Source organism: Thioclava sp. DLFJ5-1, from assembly GCF_002020115.1.
In the GTDB taxonomy this organism is placed as follows: Bacteria; Pseudomonadota; Alphaproteobacteria; order Rhodobacterales; family Rhodobacteraceae; genus Thioclava; species Thioclava sediminum.
In genome coordinates, this window is the sequence record NZ_MPZU01000002.1 from 110,327 (window position 1) to 123,530 (window position 13,204).

Below are 13,204 nucleotides of genomic sequence, written 5' to 3' on the forward strand. Positions count from 1 at the left end.
CGGGGCCTTCTCCAATCTCGTAACCGTCAGCCTCAGGCTTTGGCGAGGTTGCGCAGCACGTAGTGCAGCACGCCGCCGTTCTTGAGGTATTCGATCTCCACCGCGGTATCGATCCGGCTCTTGAGCTTGATCTCCTTGGTGGTGCCGTCCTTGTAGGTGATGGTGCAGGGCACGATCGACTGCGGCTTGATTTCGCCTTCGAGACCTTCGATCGAGACCTCTTCCTCACCGGTCAGGTTCAGATCCTTGCGGGTCTGGCCTTCGGTGAACTCGAAGGGGATCACGCCGAAGCCGACGAGGTTCGAGCGGTGGATACGCTCGAAGCTCTCCGCGATCACGGCCTTGACGCCGAGCAGGTTGGTGCCCTTCGCCGCCCAGTCGCGCGAGGAGCCTGCGCCATATTGCTCGCCACCGAAGATCACCAGCGGCTTGCCGGCTTTCTCATAGGCCATCGCCGCGTCGAAGATCGAGGTCTGCTCGCCATCGGGGCCCTTGGTGTAGCCGCCCTCGACGCCGTCCAGCATCTCGTTCTTGATGCGGATGTTGGCGAAGGTGCCGCGCATCATGACTTCGTGGTTACCACGGCGCGAACCGTAGCTGTTGAAGTCCTTCGGTGCGACCTGACGCTCGACCAGATATTTCCCGGCCGGGGTGTCGGGCTTGAACGAACCTGCCGGCGAGATGTGGTCGGTGGTCACGAAGTCGCCCAGCACGGCGAGGATGCCCGCGTCCTTGATGTTCGAGATCGTGCCGGCTTCCGGCGACATGCCTTTGAAGTAGGGCGGGTTCTGGATGTAGGTCGACTGCGGCGGCCAGTCATAGGTTTCGCCGCCTTCGACTTCCACGCCTTGCCACTTCTCGTCGCCTTTGAACACATCGGCGTATTTCTCGATGAACTTCTCGCGCGTGACGACCTTCTCGACGAGATCGGCGATCTCCTTGTCGGAGGGCCAGATGTCTTTCAGGTAGACGTCCTTGCCGTCCGGCGTCTGGGCGATCGGGTCGCTCGACAGGTCGATGTTCATGTCGCCGGCCAGCGCGTAGGCCACCACGAGGGGCGGGGACGCGAGGTAGTTGGCGCGCACGTCGGGCGAGATCCGGCCTTCGAAGTTCCGGTTGCCCGAGAGCACCGAGGTTGCGATCAGATCGTTGTCGTTAATCGCCTTCGAGATTTCCGGCTGGAGCGGACCCGAGTTACCGATACAGGTGGTGCAGCCGTAACCCACGAGGTTGAAGCCGACCGCGTCGAGATCTTCCTGAAGGCCAGCGGCTTCCAGATATTCCGACACGACCTGCGAGCCAGGCGCCAGCGAGGTCTTCACCCAGGGCTTGCGGTTGAGGCCCAGTTCACGCGCCTTGCGCGCCACGAGACCCGCGCCGATCAGCACATAGGGGTTCGAGGTGTTGGTGCAGGACGTGATCGAGGCGATCACCACCGAGCCGTCGCGCAGTTCGTAATCCTCACCTTCGACCTTGGCGGTCTTGCCGATGGTGACCGATTTGGTCGCGACCGGGCCTTCGTCGGCCATGTCCTTGGCGTCTTCCGAAATGTCGATGCCACGGTAATCGGCAACCACGCCTTCGAACGCGTCGGCGGCCTTGGTCAGCGCGACATAGTCCTGCGGGCGTTTGGGGCCCGAGATCGCCGGAACGATGGTGTTCATGTCCAGTTCGAGCGTCGAGGAGTAGACCGGCGCGTAATCCGCGTCGCGCCACATGCCGTTTTCCTTGGCATAGGCTTCGACCAGCGCGATGCGGTCCTTGTCGCGGCCCGTCTGCTCGAGATAGCGCAGGGTCTCGTCATCGACCGGGAAGAAGCCACAGGTCGCGCCGTATTCGGGCGCCATGTTGGCGATGGTCGCGCGCTGAGCCAGCGGCAGGTTGTCGAGGCCGTCGCCGTAGAATTCGACGAACTTGCCGACCACGCCATGGGCGCGGAGCATTTCGACGACTTTCAGCACGAGGTCGGTGCCGGTGGTGCCTTCGACCATGGCGCCGGTCAGCTTGAAGCCCACGACTTCCGGGATCAGCATCGAGATCGGCTGGCCGAGCATGCCGGCTTCAGCTTCGATACCGCCCACGCCCCAGCCAAGAACGGCCGCGCCGTTGACCATGGTGGTGTGGCTGTCGGTGCCGACGAGCGTGTCGGGATAGGCGACTTCGGTGCCGTCCTGATCCTTGTCGGTCCAGACGGTCTGGGCGAGATATTCGAGGTTCACCTGGTGGCAGATGCCGGTGCCCGGCGGAACCACGCGGAAGTTCTCGAACGCGGTCTGGCCCCACTTGAGGAACTTGTAGCGCTCGATGTTGCGCTCGTATTCGCGGTCGACGTTCATCTGGAACGCGCGCGGGTTGCCGAATTCGTCGATCATCACCGAGTGGTCGATCACGAGGTCGACGGGCACGAGCGGGTTGATCTTCTGTGCGTCGCCGCCGAGACCCTTGATGCCGTCACGCATTGCCGCGAGGTCGACCACGGCCGGAACGCCGGTGAAGTCCTGCATCAGCACGCGGGCGGGGCGGTAGGCGATCTCGCGCGGGTTCTTGCCGCCTTGCTCGGCCCATTCGCCGAAGGCTTTGATGTCGTCGGCCGAGATCGTGAAGCCGTTATCCTCGAACCGCAGAAGGTTCTCCAGAACCACCTTCAGCGAGGCGGGCAGCTTCGAGAAATCACCCAGGCCAGCCTCGGTGGCGGCGGGGATCGAGTAATAAGCATAGGTCTTCGAGCCGACGCTGAGTTCGCGGCGGGTCTTTGCGGTATCCTTACCGGTAACGATGGGCATGAGAATGGCCTCCCTTCAAGGGTCCTAAGGGTGTCGCTGGCGTGTGTTTGCCCCAAGCGCGCGATCCGTTCAAGAGGGTCGGGGCATTTTTAGTATACCATTGCACACAAAAACACGCGACTGGAGCGACCCAGCGTCATCTTGAACCGCGCTTGGGCCGTATACGTTGGACATATATCGTTTCGCGCGCCCGGACAGAAAGAAATCTCTCAAAACATTGATTAGGCATGGTCTGAGCAGAAACGCTAGGTATAAAGACGGCGAAGTGAGGAGTGTTTTTCGAGTGCGCGCAGGACGTTTGACCGCGATGGGAGCTGCTTTCGCCGCAGGGCTGGTAAGCTTTGCGGAATTTGCGTCTGCCCAAGGGGCAGCCGACGCGCCGCCCGGGATGCGTCTCAACGCGTCCGAGGCGCTCCTCGACCAGATGGCCTCCGAGAAGTCCGACACCCCCGCGAAGCCGAACCCCGTGGCGCCCGATCCCGACACCGAAGGCGAGCACGACCCGGTCGTGGTTGAGCTTTATACCTCGCAGGGCTGCTCGTCCTGCCCGCCGGCGGATGCGCTTTTGAAGGAGCTCACGGATCGGGACGATGTGATCGCGCTGGCGCTGCATGTCGATTACTGGGACTATCTCGGCTGGAAGGATCCCTTTGGAAAGCCTGAGTTTTCCGCCCGTCAGAAATCCTATGCGATCGCCGCGGGCGAGCGCACGGTCTACACCCCGCAGATGATCATCGCGGGCCGCGAGGCCCTGATCGGGCCGCAGGAAGCGGCGCTTGATGCCGCCATCGCGCGCGAGAGCGACGCCCATCCCGAGGTCGATCTAAAGATCACGGGAGAGGGCGATCATTACGAGATCGCGCTGAGCCCCGTCGATAAGCTTGAGACACCCGCGATGGTGCAGCTCGTGCGCTACAAGCCCTCCGCCACGGTCGACATCCTGCGCGGCGAAAATGCCGGGCGCACGGTGACCTACAAGAACATCGTCACCAGCCTGACCGGCATCGCCGAATGGGACGGGCGCGCGCCGGTGACACTCTCGGTCGATCTCGACGGGGATGCGCCCGCCGTGGTGATCGTTCAGGAATCCCGCCCCAGCAAGAACGGCCCGCTGCCCGGTCCGATCCTCGCCGCAGGTCAGCTCGACTGACCGGGCCGGGTCGAGCCCGTCAGGGCAGGGCGCAATCGCCCCTTCGGTACCCTGATTTTTCCTTGCATCCAGACGCGCATCCCGTATAAGGCCGCATCTTCCGCGTTTGCTATGAACCGGCGGAGCCTCTCGTGTTGGGTTGCGGAAGTATCAGACGCCCAACTTTGAAGCCGCCTCGAAATACAGGAGTTCGCATGCCGCTTTACGAGCATGTCCTCATCGCGCGTCAGGATCTGTCCAACGCGCAGGCCGAAGGCCTTGTCGAACATTTCTCCACGGTCCTGTCGGACAACGGCGGCAAAGTCGTCGATTCCGAATACTGGGGCGTGAAGACCATGGCCTACAAGATCAACAAGAACCGCAAGGGCCACTACGCCTACCTGCGCACCGACGCCCCGTCGGCAGCCGTGCAGGAAATGGAGCGTCTGGCCCGTCTGCATGACGACGTGATGCGCGTCCTGACCATCAAGGTCGACGAGCACGAAGAGGGCCCCTCGGTCCAGATGCAGAAACGTGACGAACGCGACAACCGTCGCGAGCGCCGTTGATCGGTAGACAGGAGTAGACACCATGGCAAAACCGTTTTTCCGCCGTCGTAAGGTCTGCCCGTTCTCGGGTGAGAACGCGCCGAAGATCGACTACAAGGACACCCGTCTTCTGCAGCGCTACATCTCTGAGCGCGGCAAGATCGTCCCCGCCCGCATCACCGCCGTCTCGGCGAAGAAGCAGCGTGAACTGGCCCGCGCGATCAAGCGCGCCCGTTTCCTCGCCCTGCTCCCCTACGCCGTGAAATAAGGAGACCGACCGATGGAAGTGATCCTTCTCGAACGCGTGGCCAAGCTCGGCCAGATGGGTGACGTCGTCACCGTCAAGGACGGCTTCGGCCGCAACTACCTGCTGCCGCAGGGCAAGGCGCTGCGCGCCAACGAAGGCAACATCAAAGCTTTCGAAGAGCGCAAGGCCCAGCTCGAGGCACGCAACCTCGAAACCAAGAAAGAAGCCGAAGCTCTGGCGTCGAAGCTCGACGGCGAGACCTTCGTCGTGATCCGCTCGGCCTCGGATGGCGGCAACCTCTACGGCTCGGTCACCACCCGTGACGCGGCGAATATCGCCTCGGAGCAGGGGTTCTCGGTGGACCGCAAGCAGGTCATCATCCGCCAGCCGATCAAGGTTCTCGGCCTGCATGACGTCGAAGTGCACCTGCACCCCGAAGTCGTCGCCGAGATCCAGCTCAACGTCGCACGTTCGCCTGAAGAGGCCGAACTGCAAGCGTCGGGCAAGTCGATCCAGGACGTGGCGGCCGAGGAAGAGGCTGCAGCCGAATTCGAGATCGCCGAACTGTTCGACGATATCGGCGGCGCGACCTCCGACGACGACGAGGGCGGCCCCGTTGCCACCCCCGAGTCGGCCGAAGACGAAGACAAGGCCTGATCGGTCGCTTCGACCTTTCAGTCTTAAAGATAGAGAACCGCGCCTTTCGGGGCGCGGTTTTTTCATGCTTGCCTGTTGGGGTATTCCTGTCGAAATATGTCTAATGACATGGTTGGGCCCCGACGCGCCGCGCAGACCCCGGAACCGCGTGCCGCAATCCGGCGTTGGCCCCTAAATAGCCTTCAGGGCTTTGAAAACAGGGGACACGCATGACGAAACGATCGGGGCAGGGCCCACGCGAAGACGCATCGAGCCGACGCGACCGGCTCGTGCAGGTGGGGCTTCTGGGCTTCGGCGCCTATCTCATGTGGCGGCGCTATCAGGACGATCGGCAGGCCGCGATCCACGGGCCGACCGAAGGCCGCAGCGCCCGTCATGTTCCCGCGACCCGCACTGATCGCTACGACCGGCCCGCCGACCGCGCGCTGGGGCGTCAGGCGGCCAGCCCGTTCGACATCCCCCGCGCGGGCTGGAAGGCCATCGCCAAGCGCGCTTACGGCCAGATCGACGAGGACCGCGTGCTGGCCGTCGCGGCGGGCGTGACTTTCTACGCATTGCTCGCGCTGTTCCCGGCGTTGACCGCAACCGTCTCGATCTACGGCATTTTCGCGGATCGCCAGACCATGCTGCAGGACCTCGATGCGCTGAAGAACGTCATCCCGCCCGAGGCCTTGACGTTGATCCGCAACCAGTTGGAGCAGCTCATCGGGTCGAGTTCGAACGCGCTCGGCCTTGCCTCGATCTTCGGCGTCCTTCTGGCGCTCTGGTCGGCCAATGGCGGCGCGAAGGCGATGATCGGTGCGCTCAACGTGGCCTATGGCGAAAAGGAGCGGCGCAGCTTCGTGCAGCTCAACGCCTTCGGGCTGGGCATGACGATCACCGGGATCGTCATGGTCTGCGCGCTGATCCTCGTCGCCGCCGTGCTGCCCGTGATGCTCGACTACATCCCGATGGGTGGGGCGCTGGATGCGGTGCTGCGCTGGGGGCGCTGGCCGGTGATGGCGCTGGTGCTGGTGGGGATGCTGATGCTGCTCTATCGCTACGCGCCCGCGCGCAACGCGCCGCGCTGGATCTGGGTGGTGCCGGGGGCGATCGCGGCGTCGATCCTGCTGCTGATCGTCTCGGCGGGCTTCTCCTTCTACACCTCGAACTTCGCGAATTACTCGAGCACCTATGGCTCGATCGGCGCGGTGGTGGTGCTGATGATGTGGATCTGGCTCTCGACGACGGCTGTTCTTCTGGGGGCCGAGATCAATTCCGAGGCCGAGCATCAGACCGCGCAGGACAGCACCATCGGAGACCCGCGTCCGCTGGGCGCGCGCAACGCCGTGGTGGCCGATGCGGTGGCGCCTGCGCCCGCGCGCAAGGGCTGAGCGGGGCGGGGCGCGCGAAACGAGCCTCAAAATCGCCGTTTTTACGGGGAATCCTGTTCGGGCAAGCAACCCTGACGAGGCCCCGACATGCGGCTGTTTTCGATCCTGCACTTCGCGCTGACCCACACGATCCTCGTGACGGGCGGGCTTTTGTACCTGCACGATCCCGAAGGCGCGCGCGACCGGCTCGCCTCGGCGGGCGAGGTGCTGCGCACCGCGATTTACGACCGGATCGAACCGGGCAATCCGGCGGCGGATCGCACGGCGTCCCTGAAGGTGGATCGTGCAGCCCAGAAGCTGCGCGAGGTGGCGACCGCGACCGATCTGCCCTCGCTGATCCCGAACGCGAAATTCCTGAAAGTACCGACCGCGGAGTGAGGCGCGAAGAGAGTGGCGGCGGGCGCGATCCGCGCCGCGTCCCATCCGCAAACGCAAAAGGCCGCCCCGAGAGGCGGCCTTCGCTATTACTGGGCTGAGCGCCCGAAGATCACAGCTCGTCGAGCTTCTCGATCTCTTTCTGCAGCTCTTCCTTGGTGACTTCCTTGTCGTCCACCTTGGCTTCGCCAGCGATGTAGTCGACGACCTTGTCTTCGAAGAGCGGCGCGCGCAGCTGCTGCTGCATCTGCGGGTTCTGCTGCACGAATTCGAAGAAGGCGCGCTCCTGACCCGGGTACTGACGTGCCTGGTTCATGATCGCCTGGGTCATCTCGGCGTCGGAGACCTCGATCTCCTGCTTGCGACCGATTTCGGCGAGCAGCAGGCCAAGGCGCACGCGGCGCTCGGCGAGGGTGTTGTGCTCCTCGGTGGTCTCGATCTCGCCATGGTCATGGCCGTGATCGTCCGGGTTCTCTTCGTGATAGAGCTGGTGCGCGATCTGCTTGGCCTCGGCTTCCACGAGCGAGGGGGGCAGGTCGAACTTCACCTGATCGTCGAGCTGGTCGAGCAGGCCACGCTTCATCACCTGACGCGCAGCGCCCTGGTACTCGGCTTCCAGACGCTCTGCGACCTGGGCTTTCAGCGCGGCGAGGTCTTCGGCGCCGAACTGCTTGGCCATCTCGTCGTCGATCTCGGCAGCCTTGGGCGCCTTCACTTCGTGGACCTTGCACTTGAACAGCGCTTCCTTGCCCGCGAGATGCTCCGCACCGTATTCGGTCGGGAAGGTCACGGTCACTTCGACGTCGTCACCGGCTTTCGCGCCGACGAGCTGCTCTTCGAAGCCCGGGATGAACGAGCCCGAACCGACTTCCAGCGGGTAGCCTTCGCCCTTGCCGCCTTCGAACGCTTCACCATCGACGAAGCCTTCGAAGTCGATCACGACCTGATCGCCGTTCTCGGCAGCGCCTTCTTTGGTTTCGAAGTTCTTGGCGGTCGCGGCGAGGCTTTCCAGCGCTTCGTTCACTTCGCCCTCATTGGCCTTCACGACCAGACGCTCGAGCTTGACGCCCGACAGATCGACATCCGGGATTTCCGGCAGCGCTTCGTACTCGACGGTCACGACCACGTCGTCACCCTCTTTCCAGTCTTCGCCGTCCTTCATCTCGATCTTCGGCTGCATCGCGGGGCGATCGCCGGTTTTCTCGAAATGCTCGCTCATCGCGCCGTCGACCGATTCCTGCATCGCTTCGCCGAGGATGCGCGGGCCGAATTGCTTGCGCAGCATCGCCATCGGAACCTTACCCTTGCGGAAGCCCTTCATCTCGATCTCGGGCTGCGCTTCGGAAAGCTTCGCGGTGACCTTCTCGTCGAGTTCCTTGGCGGTGATGGTGATCTCGTAGCCGCGCTTGAGGCCGTCGTTCTGGGTCTCGGTGACCTGCATGGTTTGTCCTTTGTCTCTGGGCGCCGCGCGGATCGCGGCCGGTTCTCGAATTTCAGGCGTCCTTCTATTGAGCCTCAGCCATGGTGGCAAGGCGAAAAGGGGCTGCGGGGCGGCCTCCGGGCGGTGAAATACGCGCGCGGGCGGGCGCGTGCGAGGAGATGCCGGGAACACAGGATCGAGAGCGGGCAGGGCGGGCGCTGACAAAGCGGCGCAAGGTGCGGCGCGCGGCTGTAGCGCATAGGGAGGGAAGTTGCAGCCGGGACGCACCACCCCACAATGGTCGCCCCGGCCGCGAATCCGGGATTGCGCCGAACGGGCGCGTTGTCGTGATCTCTCCCCGCTTCGGCGAATCCGCCCCCTTGTTTGCGGAGCCCAAGCAGGGACGTCACGATCTCCCTTACCGTCATCCTAGGTCAGAAGTGTTTGAAACTGATCGGTCATTTTCGGACAGATCGCGTCTTTGCGGCCCGTGTTGCGCCCGGAAAACCGCCCTCTCGTCCTTAGGCGGCGGCGCGCCAGCCGCGTTCGACGCATTCGAACTTCACTGCCTGCCTGCGGAAGTGATCGCGCACGAAACCGGGCGCGAGCCAGAGGCGGCCCCGCCTGCGCGGCAATTCCCATCCAAGGTGGCCCGCCTCTTCGGCCTTCTGGATCATCCGCTTGATCTTCGAGACCGAGATCAGGAATTGCTCCGCCAGAGCGGCGATGCTGACCGGTTCGAGATAGATGCGTCCCTCGGTCTCGCGCAGGTCGGTGAGCATGCGGATCAGCGCATGGAGCAGGATGCCGCCGGTGTCGGAGCCGAGGAAATGCGCCATCGAGGGCGGCGGCGCGCGCCATTCGGGATCGGCGCGGATGATCTCGACCATGTGCCGCTGCATCGCGAAGGGAAGATCGGGATCGCCCCGCGCCGCTGCCAGCCGCGCGCCACCGTCGAGCATATCGAGGCAATGCAGATGCCCCTCGCACCAGCGCCGCATCCCCTGTTCGGCGATGGGCGTCGTGGTGACGGGCCGCAAGCGCCGGTCGCCCTTCGTCTCGCTCGGCGGGGCGAGCAGGCCATGCACCTCCATCTCGCCCAGATACTGGCTCAACGTCTTGCGGTTGATCTCGACATGGGGCGTCAGCGCCGCAAGAAGGCGGCCCGGCGTCAGCTCCGGAGCGTCCGACCCCGTCTTCGCCCGCATCGCCAGCGCGAAGCTGGTCTGGCTGACGAGCCAGCGCCGATGCGAGGCCATGTGCCGCGCGATCCGCGGTGTCTGCGCCTGCACATCGAGCAGCATCGTTGCCACTACTTTCTGGGCGGCGAAGAAATTCGGATTGGCCGCAATCGCGTCGCGGCTGAGCGCGTGGCTGGAATTGGGGGAGCGCGAGCCGGACTCCGGCGCGTCTTCGACAGGCCGCCGGGGCGGCATTTGCGGGCCTTCGACCATCACGCCTCCCACGCTTTCGGTCACCAAAGCGGGGGCGTAGCAGGCCCGCGCAGCCATCCGAAATTAGCACGCTCGCGTGATAAGGCGAGGGTATCTTGTGATATTCCGCAAGTGGGAAGTGGTGCGGGTGAAGGGACTCGAACCCCCACGCCAAAGGCGCCAGAACCTAAATCTGGTGTTGGGACTATTTCGGGCGTCAGATGTGACATTTTGCGGAAAAGCGCGTCAGCTTGAAGCCCATTGATATTACAGGAAAAGTCAGCATAACTTGTCCCTGCAAAGCGATTTCAGGGAATCTGGTGCTTTGAGTGACTTTTTCATTCTCTGCGTAGCGGTATTGTAGCGGTAAGGACATATGGCAAGACGGATCAAACTGAGCAAGGCGACCATTGAACGGCTGGATTTCGAAAAAGACGGGCAGTGGGTAACCGACACTGAGGTCCCGCAGCTCCTTGTGCGAATCTATCCAACCTCGAAGAGATACGTCACCCGCTGGACCTCCGCGAAAGACGGCAAGCGCAAGCAAGAGGTGATCGGCGATGTAGCCGATATGAGCGTGGCAACAGCTCGTGATCGGGCGCGTAAACTGGTGGCAAATGACCGTGCCCGCGAGGTCGAGACGCTTGGCGATGTATTCGCAGAATGGGAGGAGCGACACGCCAGAAAGGTCAGTGTCGCCCACGCCGAAGAAATCCGGCGGACTTGGCGAAAGCACATCGAGCCTGACCTTGGCAAAATGAAGTTGGGCAGGATAACTCACCGGGTTTTGCAAGACTGGTATGACAAAAAGCGGCGAGAGCATCCCGTCACGCCTTCGGGTAGGCCACAAGCCAAGCCGAATTCTGCCGCGACCGTGCGGCGCTGGATCGCATATATCAGCAAGCTGCTGGCAATCGCCCGGACGCAGGGCTGGATGACTGGGAACCCCGCCGAGGGGTTGGAAATGTCCACGCCGCATAGGAGGTTGGACGTATTCACACAAGAGGACGTGCAGGAGCTGTCCGAGGCTCTGACGGCCCATCATGCCCGGTTTCCCATCGGAGTCGAGCTGATCCGCATGCTGTTGCTCTTCCCCTGTCGAGGCGTCGAGGCTCGCGAAATGCAGTGGGGCGATCTGGACCTAAAGGTAGGGACTTGGACGATCCCGGCATCCCGCTACAAAACACACAAGGACAAGGTTTTTCCGCTTGGGCCGTTGCAGGTAAAGCACCTCGAGAGCATCCCGAGGCGGTCCGAGAAATATGTTTTCCCCATGGTGACCGACTATGCGAGGCCCTGCGCGAAGAGCCATCAGCGCCATGTATGGGAAACCCTCAGGCCGAAGCCGCTGGGGATTCATGCGCTGCGCAAGACCATTGCGACGATGCTGCTCAACAAGCAGGTGCCGCTTGAGATGGTGTCGCTGATGCTCGGGCACTCTTCAACCTTGGTGACGCAACAGGCCTACGCGCACTTGAATCCGCAAGCCGCACGGCAGCACTTGGAGAAGTGGGGGGCGATCCTTGAAGATGATCTGCCCGAAGAGGATGACCCAGAAATGCGGGAACTGCTTGAGGCTCAGGCTTCGATCGCGAGACAGATTGCGAACAGGAAGCGGGGAGCGGGTTGAGGCACGGTCAATCGTCGTGTTTATCAAACGATCCGATGGGATATTGCCGCGAGGTGAACTCAGTCTTGACGAAGTCCTCTAAGTCATGCTGCTTATTTACGCAATCAACCGAGAGGCCTGAGACAGCACCGCTGAATAGGCCTCGAGGTTCTTTATGAAAAGTACCGTTGGAGATAAACATGAGCGATTTCGATCAAGAGCCATTCAGTGATGCGGAATTCGCGGAAAACCCAGAGCAGCGCTGCCCGGTAATCTTACTGTTGGACACCTCCTATTCCATGAGTGGCGCGCCGATTATGGAGTTGAACGAAGGGCTGGCCACTTTGCGGCAGGAGCTCATGGGTGATCCCATGGCTGCGAAGCGCGTGGAATTGGCGATGGTCACCTTCGGCCCCGTCGAAATTAAGTCGGACTTTGCGACGGTAGACTCATTTTTTCCTGAAACGCTCGTGGCGGACAGTATGACCCCGATGGGCGAGGCAATCGTAACCGGGCTAGATATGCTTCGAGAGCGTAAAAACCGCTACCGCGAGAATGGTGTGAAATATTACCGCCCGTGGGTGTTTTTGATAACTGATGGCGCTCCAACCGACAGTTGGGATGAAGCTAAGCGGCGTGTGCATGAAGGCGAAGAGCGTAAGGAGTTTATGTTCTATGCTGTAGGCGTGGATCAAGCAGATATGACCGTTTTGGGGCAGATTGCAGCGCGGCAGCCGCTAAAGCTAAAGGGATTGGCTTTCAAGGAGCTTTTCCAGTGGCTGTCCAGTTCGCTCAGCGCGGTGTCGCAGTCCAACCCCGGTGATGCCGTCCCGTTGGATAATCCTGCTGCCCCAGATGGGTGGGCGGTAGCGGAGTAATAAAATGGGGTGGCGATGGGCTTCCGCGTCCGTAATCGGAACTTCACACCTTCATAGCGGTGACAGATTGCAGGATGCATACGCGGTCTCGGAAGTCGAAAATGATGGGATTTTTGCGGTAGTTTCGGATGGTGCAGGCAGTGCTCAATTCGGTGCATATGGTGCGTGGCTCACGTGCCGTTTGCTTTCAGTGCGATTCCGAGAGTGGGTAAGGGCTAGTCACGGTCTGCCTTCCAACGAGATAATGGAAGACTGGATCGATGAGCTGCGGGATCGAATTTCGGCGATTGCAGCTCGACGTGGTTCGACGCCACGGCAATTTGCCTCGACTTTGGCTTCTGTCATTGTCACGCCGGATGAAGTGGTTTCGTTACACATCGGCGATAGCGCGATTGTGGGTAGGCGTGGATCGGAATGGGATGTGCTTTGCTGGCCTGAGAACGGAGAATATGCCTCCAGCACGTACTTTGTCACCGACGATCCTGCTCCGCGTTTGAATATGACACGTCTTCAACGAGAACATGACGCGTTCGCCTTGTTCTCTGATGGTGTCGGTGATCTAGCCCTGTCGCATTTAGAGCAGTCCGCTCACCTTCGTTTCTTCGAACCCATGTTTCGCCCGCTTGATGGTACATCGGATGAAGGACGCCTTGTCGGGCTGTCTGCTAAACTCTCCGATTATCTTGCAGGACCGTCGGTTTGTGGCCGTACCGACGATGACAAGACGCTAATCCTTATATCGGAGACGTGAG

General features: G+C 62.0%; 12 protein-coding genes. 9 read left to right on the forward strand and 3 right to left on the reverse strand.

Annotated elements, in window-relative coordinates; all coding sequences use genetic code 11:
- Window positions 1-32: 32 nt before the first annotated feature.
- A complete protein-coding gene (gene acnA, locus BMI86_RS07870) occupies window positions 33-2,783 on the reverse strand; it encodes an aconitate hydratase AcnA (protein ID WP_078540571.1) in 2,751 nt (916 codons plus the stop codon).
- A 307-nt stretch (window positions 2,784-3,090) separates the two neighbouring features.
- On the opposite strand from acnA, the gene BMI86_RS07875 reads away from it, so the two are divergent.
- The 6 genes from BMI86_RS07875 (at window position 3,091) to BMI86_RS07900 (ending at window position 7,115) form a co-directional block, all read left to right on the forward strand.
- The gene (locus tag BMI86_RS07875) at window positions 3,091-3,933 is read left to right on the forward strand and encodes a DUF1223 domain-containing protein (protein ID WP_246831665.1); all 843 of its coding nucleotides are present in this window, start codon (window positions 3,091-3,093) and stop codon (window positions 3,931-3,933) included.
- 194 nt (window positions 3,934-4,127) lie between these two features.
- The gene (rpsF, locus tag BMI86_RS07880; RefSeq protein WP_078520924.1) at window positions 4,128-4,481 is read left to right on the forward strand and encodes a 30S ribosomal protein S6; all 354 of its coding nucleotides are present in this window, start codon (window positions 4,128-4,130) and stop codon (window positions 4,479-4,481) included.
- A gap of 22 nt (window positions 4,482-4,503) precedes the next feature.
- The gene (gene rpsR / locus BMI86_RS07885; protein ID WP_038073027.1) at window positions 4,504-4,728 is read left to right on the forward strand and encodes a 30S ribosomal protein S18; all 225 of its coding nucleotides are present in this window, start codon (window positions 4,504-4,506) and stop codon (window positions 4,726-4,728) included.
- Between the two features lie 12 nt (window positions 4,729-4,740).
- A complete protein-coding gene (gene rplI, locus BMI86_RS07890; protein ID WP_078540572.1) occupies window positions 4,741-5,364 on the forward strand; it encodes a 50S ribosomal protein L9 in 624 nt (207 codons plus the stop codon).
- A 209-nt stretch (window positions 5,365-5,573) separates the two neighbouring features.
- A complete protein-coding gene (locus BMI86_RS07895; protein WP_078540573.1) occupies window positions 5,574-6,737 on the forward strand; it encodes a YihY/virulence factor BrkB family protein in 1,164 nt (387 codons plus the stop codon).
- Between the two features lie 87 nt (window positions 6,738-6,824).
- Window positions 6,825-7,115, forward strand: coding sequence for a hypothetical protein (locus BMI86_RS07900; RefSeq protein ID WP_078540574.1), 291 nt, complete (start codon window positions 6,825-6,827; stop codon window positions 7,113-7,115).
- Window positions 7,116-7,224: 109 nt separating this feature from the next.
- On the opposite strand, the gene tig is transcribed toward BMI86_RS07900, so the two are convergent.
- A complete protein-coding gene (tig, locus tag BMI86_RS07905; RefSeq protein ID WP_078540575.1) occupies window positions 7,225-8,553 on the reverse strand; it encodes a trigger factor in 1,329 nt (442 codons plus the stop codon).
- A gap of 500 nt (window positions 8,554-9,053) precedes the next feature.
- Complete coding sequence (locus BMI86_RS07910; protein ID WP_168173811.1) at window positions 9,054-10,010, reverse strand: hypothetical protein; 957 nt, start codon at window positions 10,008-10,010, stop codon at window positions 9,054-9,056.
- Between the two features lie 331 nt (window positions 10,011-10,341).
- On the opposite strand from BMI86_RS07910, the gene BMI86_RS07915 reads away from it, so the two are divergent.
- The 3 genes from BMI86_RS07915 to BMI86_RS07925 all read left to right on the forward strand — a co-directional run bounded on the left by BMI86_RS07915 (window position 10,342) and on the right by BMI86_RS07925 (window position 13,203).
- Complete coding sequence (locus BMI86_RS07915; protein ID WP_078540577.1) at window positions 10,342-11,595, forward strand: tyrosine-type recombinase/integrase; 1,254 nt, start codon at window positions 10,342-10,344, stop codon at window positions 11,593-11,595.
- A gap of 179 nt (window positions 11,596-11,774) precedes the next feature.
- Window positions 11,775-12,452, forward strand: a complete 678-nt coding sequence (locus tag BMI86_RS07920; protein WP_078540578.1) for a VWA domain-containing protein — start codon at window positions 11,775-11,777, stop codon at window positions 12,450-12,452.
- 4 nt (window positions 12,453-12,456) lie between these two features.
- Window positions 12,457-13,203 carry a PP2C family serine/threonine-protein phosphatase gene (locus tag BMI86_RS07925; protein ID WP_078540579.1) on the forward strand — a complete coding sequence of 249 codons (747 nt, stop codon included), beginning with the start codon at window positions 12,457-12,459 and terminating at the stop codon, window positions 13,201-13,203.
- The last annotated feature ends 1 nt before the right edge of the window (window position 13,204 follow it).